The sequence below is a fragment of the Streptomyces ficellus genome (assembly GCF_009739905.1).
In the GTDB taxonomy this organism is placed as follows: Bacteria; Actinomycetota; Actinomycetes; order Streptomycetales; family Streptomycetaceae; genus Streptomyces; species Streptomyces ficellus_A.
Genome location: NZ_CP034279.1, coordinates 5,492,829 through 5,510,727 on the forward strand (window position 1 = coordinate 5,492,829; position 17,899 = coordinate 5,510,727).

Sequence of the window (17,899 nt, forward strand, 5' to 3'; positions counted from 1 at the left end):
GCATACTCGACGGGTGAGCACGCTTCCCGAGATCCGTACGCTGCCCGTTCCCGATGGCCTGGAAGGCGAGCGCGTCGACGCCGCCATCGCCCGTATGTTCGGGTTTTCCCGCACCAAGGCGGCCGAGCTGGCCGCCGCCGGGAAGGTGCTCGTCGACGGCGCCGCCGTCGGCAAGTCCGAGCGGGTCAGCGGTGGTGCGTGGCTCGAGGTGGAGATGCCCGGCGCCCCCGCGCCCGTGCAGATCGTCGCCGAGCCCGTCGAGGGCATGGAGATCGTCCACGACGACGACGACATCGTCGTGATCGTGAAGCCCGTCGGCGTGGCCGCGCACCCGAGCCCCGGCTGGACCGGGACCACCGTGATCGGCGGCCTCGCGGCGGCCGGGTACCGGATCTCGACGTCCGGCGCCGCCGAGCGGCAGGGCATCGTCCACCGCCTCGACGTCGGTACGTCCGGGCTCATGGTCGTGGCCAAGTCGGAGCGGGCGTACACGCTGCTCAAGGCGCAGTTCCGGGAGCGCACGGTCGACAAGCGGTACCACGCGCTCGTGCAGGGCCACCCGGACCCGCTGAGCGGGACCATCGACGCGCCGATCGGACGCCACCCGAACCACGACTACAAGTGGGCCGTGACCGCCGACGGCAAGCCCTCGGTGACCCACTACGACCTGATCGAGGCCTACCGCGCCGCCTCCCTGCTCGACATCAAGCTGGAGACCGGCCGCACGCACCAGATCCGCGTCCACATGTCGGCCCACCGCCACCCCTGCGCCGGCGACCTGACCTATGGCGCCGACCCGACCATGGCGAAGCGCCTCGGCCTCACCCGGCAGTGGCTGCACGCCGTGCGGCTCGGCTTCGAGCACCCGGCGGACGGCCGGTGGGTCGAGTTCGAGAGCACCTACCCGGAGGACCTCCAGGCCGCCCTGGACCGGATCGCCGCGGAGAGCGCGTGAGTGACGTCGTCGTACGGGAGGCCGTGAGCGAGGCCGACCGGAAGGCGGGCTTCGCCGTCCGCCGTGAGGTGTTCGTCGTCGAGCAGGGCGTGCCCGAGGACATCGAGTACGACGCGTACGACGCGACCGCCGTCCACGTCCTGGCCGTCCGCCGCGCCGACGGGACCGCCCTGGGCACCGGCCGGCTGCTGTACGGGGCGGACGCGGCCGGCAAGACGGGCGGCGCCGAGGGCGTGGGTTCGCTGGGCCGGCTCGCGGTGGCCCGGGACGCGCGGGGCCTCGGCGTCGGCGTGGCCCTGGTGCGGGGCATCGAGGACGCGGCACGCGCGCGTGGCCTGACGGCGGTGGACCTGCACGCACAGACGCACGCACTCGGGTTCTACGAGCGGCTCGGCTACGAGGCGTACGGGGACGAGTTCCAGGACGCGGGGATCCCGCACCGGGCGATGCGCCGGGTCCTGTGACGCCCGTGGCAGGGTTGACCTCCGGATCTTGACGGAGTGAACGGCCGGAGGGCGCACCGTGGACCAGCTGGCTCTGCTGCTCGTGCTGCTGCTCGGGGCGGTGCTGACCGTGCCCCTCGGGGAGCGGCTGGGGCTGCCCGCCCCCGTACTGATGACGCTCGCCGGAGTGGTGCTGGCCCTGCTGCCCTTCGTGCCGAACGTGGAGATCCCGCCGGACTTCATCCTGCCGCTGGTGCTGCCGCCCCTGCTGTACGCGGCGGTGCAGCGGACGTCGTGGCGCCAGTTCGCGGCCAATGTGCGCCCCATCCTCCTGCTCGCGGTGGCGCTGGTCTTCGTGACCACGGCCGCCGTGGCCGCCGTGGCGCACACCGTCGTCCCGGGCCTGCCCATCGCCGCGGCCGTGGCGCTCGGCGCGCTCGTCGCGCCGCCCGACCCGGTCGCCGCGACCGCCGTCGCCGGCTCGCTGGGGCTGCCGCGCCGGCTGGTGTCGATCCTGGAGGGCGAGGGCCTGTTCAACGACGTCACGGCGATCGTGCTCTACCACGTGGCGATCGGCGCGGCCGTCGGAGGGACGTTCTCGTACGGGGAAGCCGCCGGTGAACTGGTGCTGTCCGCCGTCGTCGCCGTGGCGGTCGGGATCGCGCTGGGCTGGCTCTCCAACAAGCTGATGGCGCTGCTCGGGGACCCCACCCTCCAGGTCGGGCTCACCCTCCTCGTGCCCTTCGTCTCGTACGTGCTCGCCGAGGAGCTGCACGGCTCCGGTGTCCTCGCCGTCCTCGTCACCGCCCTCTTCCTCGCCGAACGCGCCACGGACGCGGACGACGTGATGGGGCGGCTCGCCGGCCGTACCTTCTGGGAGATCGTCGACACCCTCGTCACGGGCGTCGCCTTCGGGCTGATCGGCCTGGAGCTGCACAACGTCTTCGGCACCGCCGACGGGCGGGAGCTGCGGATGCTGGGCTGGGGCGCGGCCGTCGTCGCCTGTGTCGTCGGCGTCCGGCTGCTGTGGCTGCTGCCGGCGACCTGGCTCGCCAAACGGCTCCACACACGGCGGGACTACGACGAGGAGATCCCCATGAGCTGGCGGGAGACCGTCGTCATGTGGTGGTCCGGCATGCGGGGCGTGGCGTCGGTCGCGCTGGCCCTCGCGATCCCGCTGCGCACGGAGGACGGGGCGCCGTTCCCGGGGCGGGACGAGATCGTGTTCATCGCGTTCTGCGTGATCATGGCGACGCTCGTGGTCCAGGGCCTCACGCTGCCGTGGCTCGTCAGGAAGCTGGGCGTACGCGCCGACACGGACGCGGAGCGCGAGCTGGAGCGGAAGCTCGCGCTGCGGGCGGCCGCGGCCGCCAAGCGGCGGCTGAAGGAGATCGAGGAGGTCGAGGACCTCCCGGAGGAGCTCCAGGAGCGGCTGCAGCGCGTCGCGTTCGACGTGGGGGCGCGGATCAGCCCGGACCTGGTCGACGAGGAGCGGCGGTCCGCCACGGCCAAGCGCGCGGAGCGGTACCGGGCCATGCAGCGCATCCAGCGGGAACTGATGTCGGCGGCCCGCCACGAGGTCCTCGCCGCCCGCAGCGAGCCCGGCGCCGACCCGGAGGTCGTCGACCGCGTGCTGCGCCACCTGGACGTCCGCAGCCTGCGCTGACGGGCGGGCGAGGAGGGAGCGGTACGGGAGGTCAGCCGCGGCCGGTGCGGGGGGCCTCCGCGGCCGGGGAGTCGCCGTTCGGGGACTCGCCGTCCGGGACGTAGTTGTCCGCGTTGTTGCTGTGGACCTCCGCCGGGCGCGGCAGCCGGGCCGAGGCCCTGCCGCGCTCGGGCCACTGGCCGTCCGGCGGCAGCGACGCCGGCGACGTGGCGACGCGCGGCAGCGCGTAGGGGTGCTTCTCGCAGAGCCAGGCGACCAGCTGCTCGCGCACCACGCACCGCGCCGTCCATATGTCGTCCGCGTCCTTGGCGGTGACGACCGCCCGTACCTGGATCGTGGTCGGCGTGGTGTCCGTGACAGCCAGGGACCAGTCACGGCCGTCCCAGGCGGAGCACTCCGCGAGGACCTCCTTGAGCTTCTCGCGCATCAGGCCCACCGGTGCCGAGTGGTCCAGGTGGAAGAAGACCGTGCCGGTCATCTGGGCCCCGCCGCGCGACCAGTTCTCGAACGGCTTGCTGGTGAAGTACGACACGGGCATCGTGATCCGCCGCTCGTCCCACGTGCGTACCGCCAGGAACGTCAGCGTGACCTCCTCGACCACGCCCCACTCGCCGTCCACCACCACCGTGTCGCCGATCCGCACCATGTCGCCGAAGGCGATCTGGAAGCCGGCGAAGAGGTTGCCGAGCGTGGACTGCGCCGCGACACCGGCGACGATGCCGATGATGCCCGCCGAGGCCAGCATCGACGTACCGATCGTCTTGAAGTCCGGGAAGGTCAGCAGCATCGCCGCGGCCGCCACCACGCAGACCACCGCCGTCACGATCCGCATGATCAGCGTGACCTGGGTGCGGACCCGGCGCACGCGTGCCGCGTCGCGGGTCGACGAGGCGTACCGGGCGTACGTGGACTCCACTATCGCGGCGGCGATCCGCACCACGAGCCAGGCGCTCGCCCCGATCAGCACCAGGGACAGCACCTGCCCGATGCCGGTCTCGTGGTCCTCGATCACCGGCCACTTGGTCTGCCGGTACGAGCCGCGCAGCAGCGCGGTGAGCAGGACGACCTGGAGGGGCAGCCGGCACCGGCGCAGCAGCCCCCACAGCGGGGTCTCGTGGTGCCGGGCGTCGGCTCGGCGCAGGACGACGTCGGCGACGTAGCCGACGACCAGCGTGAGCACGACCGAGCCACCGACGACGGTCAACGGGCGCAGTACGTTCTCCATGGCTCCGGATTCCAGCTGGCAGGATGGCCGGATGAACATCATGCTCTTCCACTCGGCCTACGGTCCGCGCCCGGCCGTTCACGCCGCAGCCGACCGGCTGCGCGCCGCCGGGCACCACGTGCACGTGCCCGACCTGTACGGCGGTCAAACGGCCGGCAGCCTCGAGGAGGGCATGGCCGTCAAGGACGGCATCGGCAAGGAAGAGCTGCTCAAGCGGGCCGTCATGGCCGCCGCCCCGTACTCGGAGCAAGGGCTCGTGTACGCCGGGTTCTCCATGGGCGCGTCCATCGCGCAGACCATGGCGCTCGGTGACGAGAAGGCGCGCGGGCTGCTGCTCCTGCACGGCACGTCCGACATCGCCGACAACGCCTCGGTGGACGACCTGCCGGTGCAACTGCACGTCGCCGACCCGGACCCGTTCGAGTCGCACGACTGGCTGAACGCCTGGTACCTCCGGATGAGGCGGGCGGGCGCCGACACCGAGGTCTACCGCTACCCCGGCGCCGGGCACCTGTACACCGACCCCGACCTGCCCGACTACGACGAGGAGGCCGCCGAGCGGACCTGGGCGATCGCGCTCGCCTTCCTGGAGAGCCTGTAGGGCCGCGTTCAGGGGCTCCGGCGGGCCGGTGCGCCTCCGTGCGGACCCGCGTCCGCACGGAGGAATGGCCGGGAATCGCCCCTGCGGCGCCCGGCGCCCGGCGACCGGGGGGCAAGGGTCAGCGGACCGGTGCCTGGACCCGTTCGACCTTCTGCGTCCCGCTGAGCGTCCGGTAGGAGCGGACCCAGGCCGAGGACGCGCCGGGATCCGTCTTGTCGGAGACCTTGTAGTAGTCCATCTGCGAGCGCTCCGCGGTCACGTCCAGGACGCCGTACCCGTGGTTGTCCATGTCGAGCCACTTCACATGACGGTTGGCGCCCCGGATCGCCGTCGCCGCGACCAGGGAGACCGTGCCGGGCGCGACGTGGAGGATGTCGTCCAGGTTGTCGGACGTCACCGACGTGACCACGAACTCCGTCGCCGCCGACCGTGACGCCGGATAGGTGGCCGCCGTCACGGGCACGTCGTTGGCCCACGCCATGTGGATGTCCCCGGTCAGGAACACGGTGTTGGTGACGGACCGGTCCGTGAGGTGCGCGAGCAGCTCCTTGCGGTCGTCCGTGTAGCCGTCCCACTGGTCCACGTTGATCGCCAGGCCGCCCTTGGGCAGGCCCAGCAGCTCCGCGACCGGCCCCAGCAGGTGGGACGGCAGGGAGCCGAAGGCGACCGGCGAGATCATCACCGAGGTGCCGACCAGCTTCCAGGCCGCATCCGAGGCCGCCAGCCCCGCCTTCAGCCAGTCCAGCTGGGCGCGGCCGGTGATGGTCCGGTCCGGGTGGTCGACCTCGCCGCTGCCGGTCCTGGCCTGCTGCGAGCGGAACGACCGCAGGTCCAGCAGGTGCAGGTCGGCCAGCTTGCCGAAGCGCAGCCGGCGGTAGACCGTGCCCTCGGTCGAGGCGCGCACCGGCATCCACTCGAAGTACGCCTGCTTCGCCGCCGCCGCGCGGGCCGCCCACTCTCCCTCGGTGCCCGGCGTGTGGTTGTCCGCGCCGCCGGACCAGGTGTCGTCGGCGAACTCGTGGTCGTCCCATATCGCGATCACCGGGTGCGCGGCGTGCAGCGCCTGGAGGTCGCCGTCCGTCTTGTAGGTGGCGTGCCGCAGGCGGTAGTCGGCGAGGGTGACGATCTCGTGCTTCGGCTCGTGCTGCCGTACGACGTACTTGGGCTCGGGGTAACTGCCCGTCGGGTACTCGTAGATGTAGTCGCCGAGGTGGAGGACCGCGTCCAGGTCGGTCCGGGCGGCGAGGTGGCGGTAGGCGGAGAAGTGGCCGGACTCCCAGTTGGCGCAGGAGACCACGCCGAAACGGACACCGTCGGTCGTGGCGTCGACGCCCGGGGTCGTACGGGTCCGGCCGACGGGGGAGGCGGCCGGCGAGGCGTCCGTACCGGCCGTGAAGCGGAAGTAATAGCCGGTCTCCTGGCGGAGGCCCCTTACGTCCACCTTGACGGTGTGGTCGGTCGCGGCCGTGGCCGTGACCGCGCCGCGGGCGACGGTCCGGGTGAAGGCTCTGTCCTCGGCGACCTCCCATCTCACCTCGGTGTCCGGGCCCTTGCCGGATCCGGGGAGGGCGTCGGGGGAGGGGGTCACGCGCGTCCACAGCAGGACGCCGTCGGGCAGCGGGTCACCGGAGGCGACCCCGTGGAGGAAGGCGGGGGCCCTGACGTCCGCCGCGGCGGACGGGGCGGAGGCGAGGACGGGAGCGGCGACGACGCCGGCGGCAGCGGCCTTGACGACCGTGCGGCGGCTGGGAGCGGAAGGAAGACGACTGGTCACGGCCGATCAGATTACTGATCGGTAGAGCGCATGAGCGGGCGAAGTCCGCAGAGTTCGCCCGCTCGTTGGCCAAAAGTCGTGCCCCGTCGGCGCGCTCGCCGGCGCCGGACCGCCGGCTAGCCCTTGAGCGCCTTGTCGATCGCCGTGGTGAAGTCGGGGGCCGTCATGGGGGCGTTCTTGCCGCCCGCGACGGTGACCGGCTTGCCGTCCATCATCAGCGTGGGCGTGCCCTTGACGCCGCTCTTGTCGAAGGCCTCGGACATCTTGAGCGCCCAGGCGTCGAAGGTGCCCTCCTCGACGTTCTTCTTGAACGTGGCGTTGTTCTTGAGGGCCGGGACGGTGCCGGCGATCTCCAGGAGGTAGGAGTCCTTGGCGAACTTGTCGTCGCTCTCCGCCGGGTGGTACTCCGCCGAGTAGAGCGCCGCCTTGTAGTCCAGGAAGGCCTCGGGGCTGACGTCGAGGGCGGCGCCCAGCGCGGAGAGGGCGTTCTTGGACCCCTCGCCCTGGTCGCTGTTGTCGATGAACGTGGCGCCGACGTACTGGAGCTTGTACTTGCCGGCGGCGACGTCCTTCTCGATCGTCTCGCCCACGCCCTGCTCGAACGTCGCGCAGATCGGGCAGCGCGAGTCCTCGTACACCTCCAGCGTCTTCTTGGCGGCGGGCTTGCCCACGACGAGGGTGGTGCCGTTGTCGCCCGAGGTGTTCTTCGGGGCGGTGACCTTCTTCTGGTCCTTCACCGCCTCCCAGTGGGAGGGCTTGTTCGCCTGCATCACGCCGTAGCCGATGCCGCCGGCCAGCGCGAGGACGGCGACCGCCGAGACGGCGACCGTGACCTGCCGGCGGACCTTGTCCTTCTTCGCCTGGCGTTCGCGCTCCTGGCGCAGCCGCTCGCGGGCGGCCGCCTTGTTGGCCTGGCTGTTGCGTGCACTCATGGTGGTGTTCTCCGTGGGGATCGTGCGAAAGGTGGGGACGCTGGTGCTCAGGCGGCGAGAGCCGCCCGGCACGGCGGTCCCCGCCGCCCCACGCAGTGCACGAGCAGACGGGTGCGGGAGGAGCGCGGACGGCTCGTGCGCCCCGGGCTCCGCCGCACGGCCCGGCCCGCCACCCCGACCACGGCCACCGCCAGCAGCAGCGGCCGGAACGCGAACGCCGCGACCGACCGCGCCAGCGAGGCCAGCGCGGTCTCGCCCCGTCGCAGCCACGCCGAGGCGACCAGCCCCACCGTGACGTGCGCGGCCAGCAGCAGCCAGGGCAGCGCCGGGTCGGGGGAGCGCAGCAGGGCGGCCGCGCCGCTCTCCGGGGCGGCCACACCGGGCAGCGGGACGCCCACGGCGCCGCCGCACAGCACGTCCACCCCGAACGCCCGCAGCGAGCCCGACACCGGGCCGCCGGCCGGGCCGTAACAGAGGTGCTGGCCCGTGGTGAAGACGGTGTCGGCGGCCAGCTCCAGCGGAACGAGCAGCCCCGCGATGCTCCAGAACCCGCGCTCGGCGCCCGCCAGCGCGTACGCCACGCCGAAGACCCCGGCGGCGACCCCGGCGACGGTCGCCGCCGGCAGCGCGACCCCCGACAGCAGCACGTGGGAGGCCACGGATAGCGTCACGACCAGTGCCGTGAAGAACGCTGCCCGCAGCCACCTGAGCCGGGTCCCGGATATGCCGTCCATCGCCGAGAGTGTGCCACGCGCGCCGGTAAGCGGTCCCTAAAGGATCCGGCCGGGCCGGATCCGCGGGAGGCCGCTCCTACAGGCCGGGGATCCGGCCGTTGCGGAACAGGTCGACGAAGATCTGGTGGTCCGCCCGCGCGCGGGCGCCGTAGGCGTGCGCGAAGTCCACCAGCAGCTCCCCGAAGCCCTCCTCGTCGGCGGCTATCGCCGCGTCGATGGCCCGCTCCGTGGAGAACGGCACGAGCGAGTGCCCGCTCTCGTCGTCCGCCGCCGCGTGCATGGTGGCCGTCGCGCGGCCCAGGTCGGCGACGGTCGCCGCGATCTCCTCCAGGTCGTCGATGTCCGACCAGTCCAGGTCCACCGCGTACGGCGACACCTCGGCGACCAGCTGACCGGCGCCGTCCAGCTCCGTCCAGCCCAGCCACGGGTCGGCGTGCGCCTGGAGCGCGCGCTGCGAGATGACCGTGCGGTGCCCCTCGTGCCGGAAGTACCCGCGCACCGCCGGATCGGTCACATGGCGCGAGACCGCCGGGGTCTGCGCCTGCTTCATGTAGATCACGACGTCGTTCTCCAGGGCGTCGCTGTTCCCCTCCAGGAGGATGTTGTACGAGGGCAGGCCGGCCGACCCGATGCCGATGCCGCGCCGCCCCACCACGTCCTTCACCCGGTACGAGTCGGGCCGCGCCAGGCTCGACTCGGGCAGCGTCTCCAGGTACCCGTCGAAGGCGGCCAGCACCTTGTACCGGGTCGCCGCGTCCAGCTCGATCGCCCCGCCGCCGGGCGCGAACCGGCGCTCGAAGTCACGGATCTCCGTCATCGAGTCCAGCAGCCCGAACCGGGTCAGCGACCGCGCGACGCGCAGCGCGTCCAGCAGCGGCCCGTCGGCCGTGTCCAGGGTGAAGGGCGGCAGGTCCGACTCACCGGCGTTCCGCGAGCCGGTCGCCAGCGCGTGGATCCGCTCCCGGTAGGCGGCCGCGCAGATCCGCACCAGCTCGGTGATCTGCTCGTCCCCGAGCGCCTTGCTGTAGCCGATCAGGGCCAGGGAGGCCGACAGCCGCTTGAGGTCCCAGGTGAAGGGGCCGACGTACGCCTCGTCGAAGTCGTTGACGTTGAAGATCAGCCGCCCGTTGGCGTCCATGTACGTGCCGAAGTTCTCCGCGTGCAGGTCACCGTGGATCCACACCCGGCCGGTCCGCTCGTCCAGGTAGGGGCCGCCGTGCCGCTCCTCGTCGAGGTCGGCGTAGAAGAGGCAGGCCGTGCCCCGGTAGAAGGCGAAGGCGGAGCCGGCCATCTTCCGGAACTTGACCCGGAAGGCGGCCGGGTCGGCGGCCAGGAGCTCGCCGAAGGCGGTGCCGAAGACGGAGAGGATCTGCTCACCGCGTTCCTCGGCGGTGGGCTGCGGGACCGACATCGCGGGGTGCCTCCTGGTGCGTACGTACACGGGTGCGCGCCACGTCGCGCGCACGGCGGAGGGACCGGCCCTCCGTCCCCTCCAACGCGTGACCGCGCTCCCGAGTGCCCCGCCGCTGTCAGTGCGGCGACGTAGACTTCCGAGCTGTCCCCCATCCCCGGCCCCGGAGGCAGCAACCGTGTCGAAGCCGCCGTTCACGCACCTTCACGTGCACACCCAGTACTCGCTGCTGGACGGTGCCGCGCGGCTCAAGGACATGTTCAACGCCTGCAACGAGATGGGCATGACGCACATCGCCATGTCCGACCACGGCAACCTCCACGGGGCCTACGACTTCTTCCACTCGGCGCAGAAGGCGGGCGTCACCCCGATCATCGGCATCGAGGCGTACGTCGCCCCCGAGTCGCGCCGCAACAAGCGGAAGGTGCAGTGGGGCCAGCCGCACCAGAAGCGGGACGACGTCTCCGGTTCCGGCGGTTACACCCACAAGACGATCTGGGCGGCGAACGCGACCGGCCTGCACAACCTGTTCCGGCTCTCCTCCGACGCGTACAAGGAGGGCTGGCTGCAGAAGTGGCCCCGGATGGACAAGGACACCATCGCCCAGTGGTCGGAGGGGCTGATCGCCTCCACGGGCTGCCCCTCCGGCGAGCTCCAGACCCGGCTGCGCCTCGGCCAGTTCGACGAGGCCCTGAAGGCCGCCTCCGAGTACCAGGACATCTTCGGCAAGGACCGGTACTTCCTGGAGCTGATGGACCACGGTATCGAGATCGAGCGCCGCGTCCGCGACGGCCTGCTGGAGATCGGCAAGAAGCTCGGCATCCCGCCCCTGGTCACCAACGACTCGCACTACACGTACGCGCACGAGGCCACCGCCCACGACGCGCTGCTGTGCATCCAGACCGGCAAGAACCTCTCCGACCCCGACCGCTTCAAGTTCGACGGCACCGGCTACTACCTCAAGTCCACGGACGAGATGTACGCCATCGACTCCTCGGACGCCTGGCAGCAGGGGTGCGCGAACACCCTCCTGGTGGCCGAGCAGATCGACACCACCGGCATGTTCGAGAAGCGCGACCTCATGCCGAAGTTCGACATCCCCGAGGGCCACACCGAGGTCAGCTGGTTCAAGGAGGAGGTCCAGCGGGGCATGCACCGCCGCTTCCCCGGCGGCATCCCCGACGACCGGCAGCAGCAGGTCGAGTACGAGATGGACGTCATCATCCAGATGGGGTTCCCGGGGTACTTCCTCGTCGTCGCCGACTTCATCATGTGGGCCAAGAACCAGGGCATCGCGGTCGGCCCCGGCCGTGGCTCGGCGGCCGGCTCGATCGTGGCGTACGCCCTGGGCATCACCGACCTCGACCCCATCCCGCACGGACTGATCTTCGAGCGCTTCCTCAACCCCGAGCGCGTGTCCATGCCCGATGTCGACATCGACTTCGACGAGCGCAGGCGCGTCGAGGTGATCAGGTACGTGACCGAGAAGTACGGCGAGGACAAGGTCGCCATGATCGGCACGTACGGCACGATCAAGGCCAAGAACGCGATCAAGGACTCCGCGCGCGTGCTGGGCTACCCGTACGCGATGGGCGACCGCATCACCAAGGCCATGCCCGCCGACGTCCTCGGCAAGGGCATCCCGCTCTCCGGCATCACCGACCCCTCCCACCCCCGGTACTCGGAGGCGGGCGAGGTCCGCGGGATGTACGAGAACGAGCCGGACGTGAAGAAGGTCATCGACACCGCGCGCGGCGTGGAGGGCCTGGTCCGGCAGATGGGCGTGCACGCCGCCGGCGTGATCATGTCCAGCGAGCCGATCGTCGACCACGTCCCCGTCTGGGTCAGGCACACCGACGGCGTCACCATCACCCAGTGGGACTACCCGAGCTGCGAGTCGCTCGGCCTGCTGAAGATGGACTTCCTCGGCCTGCGCAACCTGACGATCATGGACGACGCCGTCAAGATGGTGAAGGCCAACAAGGGGATCGACATCGATCTCCTCGGCCTGCCGCTCGACGACCCGACCACCTTCGAGCTGCTCCAGCGCGGCGACACCCTCGGTGTCTTCCAGTTCGACGGCGGACCCATGCGGTCCCTGCTGCGGCTGATGAAGCCCGACAACTTCGAGGACATCTCCGCCGTCTCGGCCCTCTACCGGCCGGGCCCGATGGGCATGAACTCGCACACCAACTACGCGCTGCGCAAGAACGGCCAGCAGGAGATCACCCCGATCCACCCGGAGCTGGAGGAGCCGCTCCGCGAGGTCCTGGGCGTCACCCACGGCCTGATCGTCTACCAGGAGCAGGTCCAGAAGGCCGCCCAGATCATCGCCGGGTACTCCCTCGGCGAGGCCGACATCCTCCGCCGCGTCATGGGCAAGAAGAAGCCCGAGGAGCTGGCCAAGAACTTCGTCCTCTTCCAGGAGGGCGCGAAGAAGAAGGGCTACAGCGACGAGGCGATCCAGGCGCTGTGGGACGTCCTGGTCCCCTTCGCCGGCTACGCGTTCAACAAGGCCCACTCCGCCGCGTACGGACTCGTCTCCTACTGGACCGCGTACCTCAAGGCCAACCACCCCGCCGAGTACATGGCGGCGCTGCTCACCTCGGTCAAGGACGACAAGGACAAGTCGGCCGTCTACCTCAACGAGTGCCGCCGCATGGGCATCAAGGTGCTCCCGCCGAACGTCAACGAGTCCGAGTCGAACTTCGCCGCCCAGGGCGACGACGTGATCCTCTTCGGCCTCTCCGCCGTGCGGAACGTCGGCACCAACGTGGTCGAGTCGATCATCCGGTGCCGCAAGGCGAAGGGGAAGTACACCACCTTCCCCGACTTCCTCGACAAGGTCGAGGCGGTCGTCTGCAACAAGCGCACCATCGAGTCGCTGATCAAGGCCGGTGCCTTCGACGAGATGGGCCACACCCGCAAGGGCCTGGTCGCGCACCACGAACCGATGATCGACAACGTGGTCGCGGTCAAGCGCAAGGAGGCCGAGGGGCAGTTCGACCTCTTCGGCGGCATGGGCGAGGAGACCAGCGACGAGCCGGGCTTCGGACTCGACGTCGAGTTCTCCGACATCGAGTGGGAGAAGTCCTACCTCCTCGCGCAGGAGCGCGAGATGCTCGGCCTGTACGTCTCCGACCACCCGCTCTTCGGCATCGAGCACGTCCTGTCGGACAAGACCGACGCGGCGATCTCCCAGCTGACCGGCGGCGAGCACGGGGACGGCGCCGTCGTCACCATCGGCGGCATCATCTCGGGCCTCCAGCGCAAGATGACCAAGCAGGGCAACGCCTGGGCCATCGCGACCGTGGAGGACCTCGCCGGCTCCATCGAGTGCATGTTCTTCCCCGCGACCTACCAGCTGGTGTCCACCCAGCTCGTCGAGGACACCGTCGTCTTCGTCAAGGGCCGCCTCGACAAGCGCGAGGACGTCCCCCGCCTGGTCGCCATGGAGCTGATGGTCCCCGACCTGTCGTCGGCCGGCACCAACGCGCCCGTGGTCCTCACCATCCCCACGGTGAAGGTCACCCCGCCGATGGTCAGCCGCCTCGGCGAGATCCTCAGCCACCACAAGGGCAACACCGAGGTGCGGATCAAGCTCCAGGGCCCGCGGTCCACCACCGTGCTCCGGCTCGACCGGCATCGCGTCACGGCCGACCCGGCGCTCTTCGGTGACCTCAAGGTGCTGCTCGGCCCGTCCTGCCTGGCCGGCTGAGCCGCCCGCCCGGCTCCTCCCGCCGTCCCGCCCGGCCACGCGGAAGGGGCGCGCCCGTCGTCACGGGTGCGCCCCTTCCGGCGTACGCGGCGCGGACGCGGCCTCAGTTGTGGCCGAACCGCTTCTGCCGGCCCTTGCGCGCGATGTCCGCCGGCGTCGCCGTCGCCATGCGGTGCTCCGCCTCCATCGACGTGCGCTGGGCCTCCTGCGCGCCACGCTCCGCCGCCGAGGCCTTCTGCTGACTCCGGTCCGACTTCTTGTTCTTGGCCATGGTGCTGCCTCCGTGGGGTGTAGGGGCCAGGGCCGCTGCCAGACTCACATACCTCAATATTGCCCGCATTTTGGATCATTGCGGACGGTAGCCGGGTGCCCTCGCGCGAGCCGGGGCCGATCCGCCACGCCGATGATCCAGTTCCGGCCGTTAACCCCCCGGCAGTCGGGCAGACTCGAAGGAAATCCGAAGCAACTTCCGATCCCGAGGTTCCCGAAAGAGGGTGGAACACGTGGACCGCTGCGTCGTTCTGGTGGACGCCGGCTATCTGCTGGGAGCCGCCGCCAGCCTTCTCGCCGGAGAACCGGCCCGCTCCCGGATCACCGTCGACCACTCCGCCCTCATCCAGGGCCTCCGCGAACGTGCCGAGGCCGACACCCAGCAGCCCCTGCTCCGGATCTACTGGTTCGACGGCGCCCCCGACCGCGTCCCCCAGCCGGAACACCGCAGGCTGCGCGTCATGCCCCGGGTCACCGTCCGCCTGGGCGCCCTCACCCGCAGCGACGGCCGCTGGGCCCAGAAGGGCGTCGACGCCGCGATGCACGCCGAACTCACCGAACTCGCGCGCAACCGCGCCTGCTCCGACATCGTCCTCGTCACCGGTGACGGCGACCTGCTGCCGGGCCTGATGTCCGCCAAGGAACACGGCGTCGCCGTGCACCTCTGGGCCGTCCAGGCCGCCGACGGCGACTACAACCAGTCCGAGGACCTGGTCGCCGAGGCCGACGAGCGCCGCGTCCTGGACCGCGCGTGGATCACCCGGGCCGTCCGGGCCAAGGAGCTCACCGGCCCCTGCTCGCCGTCCCCCGCGCCCCGCCCCGAGATCGCCGCGATCCTCTCCGCCCCGCTGCCCGAATCGGCGCTCGCCGCCTCCGCGGAACGTGCCGCCGAAGCCGCCGCTGCCGCCGTGGGTGCCGGGCGCGGCGCCGGCGGCGTCAACGGTGCGGCGCCGTCCGCGGGCGGCGCCCCCGCCGTCAACGGCACGCCCGTCCACACCAGGCCGGGAGGGGCGCCCGGCCATGGCGCGTCGGCGCACGGCGCCCCCGCCCCCGGCGCGTCCGTCGACGGCACGGCCCGCCAGGACGAGGTGGCCGACGGTACGGGCGCGTCCGGCCCGTCCGGCGCCACCAAGAACGGCGTCCCCACCCCCAAGGACCTGGCCGCCCTGCACGCCCCCGGCCACCAGGGCGCCGGCCCCGGAGCCGCCCCGCCCGCGAACGCCACCCTGCGCTGGTCCTCCGACCGGGGCTGGGTCGACCGGCCCGGCGGAACCGCGGGCGAACCGCCCGAGACCGCTTCGCTGCCCACCCTCGCCCAGCTCACCAGCGCCGAGCAGCGCTGGGCCGACCGCGAGGAGGACATCACCACCGTCGGCGGCGACCCCTTCGAAGTCGGCCAGGTCTTCGCACGGCGCTGGATGGAACGGCTCCCCGAGCCCGCCCCCGTGCAGAAGCTCTCCACCATGTACCCGCGCATCCCGCACCGCATCGACGGGGAACTGCTCCGCTACGCGGCACGGTTCGGCCTGCTCGCACACAAGGACGACCAGATCGACGAGCACGACCGGTACGCGATCCGGGCCGGATTCTGGCGCGAGATCGACGTGCGCGCGGCCGCCGAGCACGCCCCCGTGGGCGAATAGGGCAGGGCGACCCTTTAGGCTCATCCCTCGTGAGTACGGTGTGCGTGGTGCGGGAGCTGGTCAAGACGTACCCCGCCACGCGCGGCAGGCGCGGGCGGCCCGGGACGCCCGAGGTGCGCGCCACCGACGGGGTGTCGCTGGACGTGCGCGGCGGTGAGATCTTCGGCCTGCTCGGCCCCAACGGCGCCGGCAAGACCACCCTCGTCCGCCAGCTGACCGGCCTGATGCGACCCGACTCCGGCACCGTCGAGGTGCTCGGCCACGACCTCGTGCGCCACCCCGACCGCGCCGCGCGCCTCATCGGCTACCTCGGGCAGGAGTCCACGGCGCTCGACGAGCTGACCGTCGCGCTCGCCGCCGAGACCACCGGGCGGCTGCGCGGCCTCACGACCAGGGACGCCCGCGCCGAGCGGGACGCCGTCCTGGACGAGCTGGGCCTCACCGATCTCGCCGGACGCCCGCTGAAGAAGCTGTCCGGCGGACAGCGGCGGCTCGCCTGCTTCGCGACCGCGCTGGTGGGGGAGCGGCCGGTGCTGATCCTGGACGAACCGACCACCGGCATGGACCCCGTCGCCCGGCGGGCGGTCTGGGCCGCCGTCGACCGGCGGCGCGCGCAGGCCGGTACGACGGTGCTGCTCGTCACCCACAACGTCATCGAGGCCGAGACGGTCCTGGACCGGGTGGCCGTGCTGGAGCACGGGCGGGTCATCGCCTGCGACACCCCGGCGGGGCTCAAGGAGCGGGTGGCGGGCGAGGTGCGCGTGGAGCTGGTGTGGCGCGAGCGCCCTCCGCTGGACGTGCCCGAGGTGGCGGCGCTGCGCGGCTCGGCGCAGGAGTCGGGGCGCACCTGGGTGCTGCGGCTCGCGCCGGAGGAGGCCAGGGCGGCGGTCGCGGCGGTGACGGGCGGCGCGGCGTTCGCGGCGCTCGACGACTTCACGCTGACGACGCCGAGCCTGGAGGACGTCTACCTGTCCCTGGGCGGCGAGACGAAGGGCCTGGTCAAGGCATGAACAGGAGCATGACGTGAGCATCCTGCCCGCACAGGCCGTGTCCTCCGGGGCGGTCGCCGCCGCACCGGCCGGCGACCCGGCCCGGCGCGCCGCCGCGCCGCTCGCGCCCCGGGCACGGCTGCTGCCCGCGCTCGCCGCCGTCTACGGGGCGCAGCTGTCGCGCGCCCGGGTGGCCCGTATCCCGCTGCTCTTCGTGGCGACGTTCCAGTCCGTCGGGATCATGGTGCTGATGCGCGGGGTCGTCGACGGGGGCGCGGAGGCGCGGGCCGTCGTCGCCGGATCGTCGGTGCTGGTGGTGGCGTTCGTCGCGCTGAACCTGCTCGCGCAGTACTTCGGGCAGCTGCGGGCGAGCGGCGGCCTCGACCACTACGCCACGCTGCCGGTGCCGCCGACGGCCGTGGTGCTGGGCGCGGCCGGGGCGTACGCCTCCTTCACGGTGCCCGGGACGGTCGTGACGGCGGTCGTCGGCTCGGTCCTCTTCCAGCTGCCGCTGACCCATCTGTGGATCCTCGCGGCGGTCGTCCCGCTCGCCGGGGCGGCCCTCGCCGGGCTCGGCGCGGCGCTCGGGCTGCTCGCGCCGCGGCAGGAGCTCGCCACCCTGCTGGGCCAGCTCGGCATGTCGGCCGCCCTGCTGCTGGGCGTGCTCCCGGCGGACCGGCTGCCCGCGCCCATCGGCTGGGCGCGCGACCTGCTGCCGTCGACGTACGGGGTGGAGGCGCTCGCGCGGACCTTCGACGCCCGGCCCGACTGGGCGGCCGTCGGGCTGGACCTCGCGGTGTGCGCCGCGGTCGGCGTGGTCTCGCTGGCCGTCGCGACGTGGGCGTACCGGCGGGCGGCGGTCCGGTGAGGCAGCGCGCCGGGGCGCCTGGCACGATGGCAGGGTGACCGCACCGCTGACTCCGCCGCACCAGCCGTCCCCGCACGACTCCGCGTGGCCGCCGCCGTACCCCACCGCCCAGGAGGGCACGGACGGGGCGCCGAACACGGCCGCCGAGGTGCGCCAGGGCGCGGTCGTGCTGCTCGCGGTGACGCTCGCGGGGATCGCCCTCGGACTGCTGTGGCTGTGGCTGGCGCCGCGGATCCCGCTCGTCTCGGACGGCAGGGCCGTCTTCCTCAAGGACACGGAGGGCGAGGCCGCGGTCGGCGCCGACGGGGTGTTCACCCTGCTGGCGCTCGGCCTCGGGGCGCTCAGCGCGGCGGTCGTGTTCTGGTTCCACCGGCACGGCGGCATCGCGATCGTGGTGGGGCTCGCCCTCGGCGGGCTGTTCGGCGCGATGCTCGGCTGGGGCGTCGGCACGCTGCTCGGCCCGGCGCACGACGTGGCGGCGCACGCGCGGGCGGTCGGGGCGGGCGTCACGTTCGACGCGCCGCTCAAGCTCCAGGCCCATGGCGCGGTGCTGGCGTGGCCGGTGGCCGCGATGCTCGTCCACCTGGGCCTGACGGCCCTCTTCGGCCCCCGGGACCCGGAGCCGGACTGGGACGCTCCGCTCTGACCGTCCCGCTCCCCGCGTCCGCCC

Annotated in this window: 15 protein-coding genes; 9 read left to right on the plus strand and 6 right to left on the minus strand. The window is 72.3% G+C overall.

What is annotated here, in order from left to right; genetic code table 11:
- Positions 1 to 13 precede the first annotated feature (13 nt).
- The 3 genes from EIZ62_RS24560 to EIZ62_RS24570 are packed head-to-tail and all read left to right on the plus strand — an operon-like array spanning position 14 to position 3,064.
- On the plus strand, positions 14 to 955 hold the full coding sequence (locus tag EIZ62_RS24560; RefSeq protein ID WP_156694853.1) for an RluA family pseudouridine synthase: 942 nt from the start codon (positions 14 to 16) through the stop codon (positions 953 to 955).
- Positions 952 to 1,419, plus strand: coding sequence for a GNAT family N-acetyltransferase (locus tag EIZ62_RS24565; protein ID WP_156694854.1), 468 nt, complete (start codon positions 952 to 954; stop codon positions 1,417 to 1,419). The genes EIZ62_RS24560 and EIZ62_RS24565 overlap by 4 nt, the downstream gene beginning before the upstream one ends.
- 58 nt (positions 1,420 to 1,477) lie before the next feature.
- On the plus strand, positions 1,478 to 3,064 hold the full coding sequence (locus tag EIZ62_RS24570; protein ID WP_156694855.1) for a Na+/H+ antiporter: 1,587 nt from the start codon (positions 1,478 to 1,480) through the stop codon (positions 3,062 to 3,064).
- Between the two features lie 31 nt (positions 3,065 to 3,095).
- Here the strand turns inward: EIZ62_RS24570 and EIZ62_RS24575 are convergent, their stop codons facing one another.
- A complete protein-coding gene (locus EIZ62_RS24575) occupies positions 3,096 to 4,289 on the minus strand; it encodes a mechanosensitive ion channel family protein (RefSeq protein ID WP_156694856.1) in 1,194 nt (397 codons plus the stop codon).
- Between the two features lie 31 nt (positions 4,290 to 4,320).
- Here EIZ62_RS24575 and EIZ62_RS24580 point away from each other — a divergent pair, with 31 nt between their 5' ends.
- Entirely contained in the window at positions 4,321 to 4,890 is a 570-nt protein-coding gene (locus EIZ62_RS24580) for a dienelactone hydrolase family protein (RefSeq protein ID WP_156694857.1), read from the plus strand.
- Between the two features lie 118 nt (positions 4,891 to 5,008).
- On the opposite strand, the gene EIZ62_RS24585 is transcribed toward EIZ62_RS24580, so the two are convergent.
- From EIZ62_RS24585 to EIZ62_RS24600, 4 genes are all read right to left on the minus strand, one after another.
- Positions 5,009 to 6,664 (minus strand): alkaline phosphatase D family protein, encoded by a 1,656-nt coding sequence (locus EIZ62_RS24585; RefSeq protein ID WP_156694858.1) that lies wholly within the window; start codon positions 6,662 to 6,664, stop codon positions 5,009 to 5,011.
- A gap of 116 nt (positions 6,665 to 6,780) precedes the next feature.
- Positions 6,781 to 7,596 carry a DsbA family protein gene (locus EIZ62_RS24590; RefSeq protein WP_156694859.1) on the minus strand — a complete coding sequence of 272 codons (816 nt, stop codon included), beginning with the start codon at positions 7,594 to 7,596 and terminating at the stop codon, positions 6,781 to 6,783.
- Between the two features lie 47 nt (positions 7,597 to 7,643).
- Positions 7,644 to 8,330 carry a hypothetical protein gene (locus tag EIZ62_RS24595; RefSeq protein ID WP_156694860.1) on the minus strand — a complete coding sequence of 229 codons (687 nt, stop codon included), beginning with the start codon at positions 8,328 to 8,330 and terminating at the stop codon, positions 7,644 to 7,646.
- A 76-nt stretch (positions 8,331 to 8,406) separates the two neighbouring features.
- Entirely contained in the window at positions 8,407 to 9,741 is a 1,335-nt protein-coding gene (locus tag EIZ62_RS24600) for a DUF2252 domain-containing protein (protein ID WP_156694861.1), read from the minus strand.
- A gap of 178 nt (positions 9,742 to 9,919) precedes the next feature.
- On the opposite strand from EIZ62_RS24600, the gene dnaE reads away from it, so the two are divergent.
- Positions 9,920 to 13,459: a DNA polymerase III subunit alpha gene (gene dnaE / locus EIZ62_RS24605; protein WP_156694862.1), complete on the plus strand. Its 3,540-nt coding sequence runs from the start codon at positions 9,920 to 9,922 to the stop codon at positions 13,457 to 13,459.
- Between the two features lie 103 nt (positions 13,460 to 13,562).
- Here dnaE and EIZ62_RS32030 read toward each other — a convergent pair whose 3' ends face one another.
- Complete coding sequence (locus EIZ62_RS32030) at positions 13,563 to 13,730, minus strand: hypothetical protein (protein ID WP_167536424.1); 168 nt, start codon at positions 13,728 to 13,730, stop codon at positions 13,563 to 13,565.
- A 223-nt stretch (positions 13,731 to 13,953) separates the two neighbouring features.
- Between EIZ62_RS32030 and EIZ62_RS24610 the strand changes: the two genes are divergently transcribed.
- From EIZ62_RS24610 to EIZ62_RS24625, 4 genes are read left to right on the plus strand one after another with little or no spacing between them, the layout of a single operon-like run.
- On the plus strand, positions 13,954 to 15,372 hold the full coding sequence (locus EIZ62_RS24610) for an NYN domain-containing protein (protein WP_156694863.1): 1,419 nt from the start codon (positions 13,954 to 13,956) through the stop codon (positions 15,370 to 15,372).
- A 38-nt stretch (positions 15,373 to 15,410) separates the two neighbouring features.
- Complete coding sequence (locus EIZ62_RS24615) at positions 15,411 to 16,382, plus strand: ABC transporter ATP-binding protein (RefSeq protein ID WP_208828261.1); 972 nt, start codon at positions 15,411 to 15,413, stop codon at positions 16,380 to 16,382.
- A 13-nt stretch (positions 16,383 to 16,395) separates the two neighbouring features.
- A complete protein-coding gene (locus EIZ62_RS24620) occupies positions 16,396 to 17,229 on the plus strand; it encodes an ABC transporter permease (protein ID WP_156694864.1) in 834 nt (277 codons plus the stop codon).
- Positions 17,230 to 17,263: 34 nt separating this feature from the next.
- Positions 17,264 to 17,875, plus strand: coding sequence for a DUF2567 domain-containing protein (locus EIZ62_RS24625; protein WP_156694865.1), 612 nt, complete (start codon positions 17,264 to 17,266; stop codon positions 17,873 to 17,875).
- Positions 17,876 to 17,899: the final 24 nt, after the last annotated feature.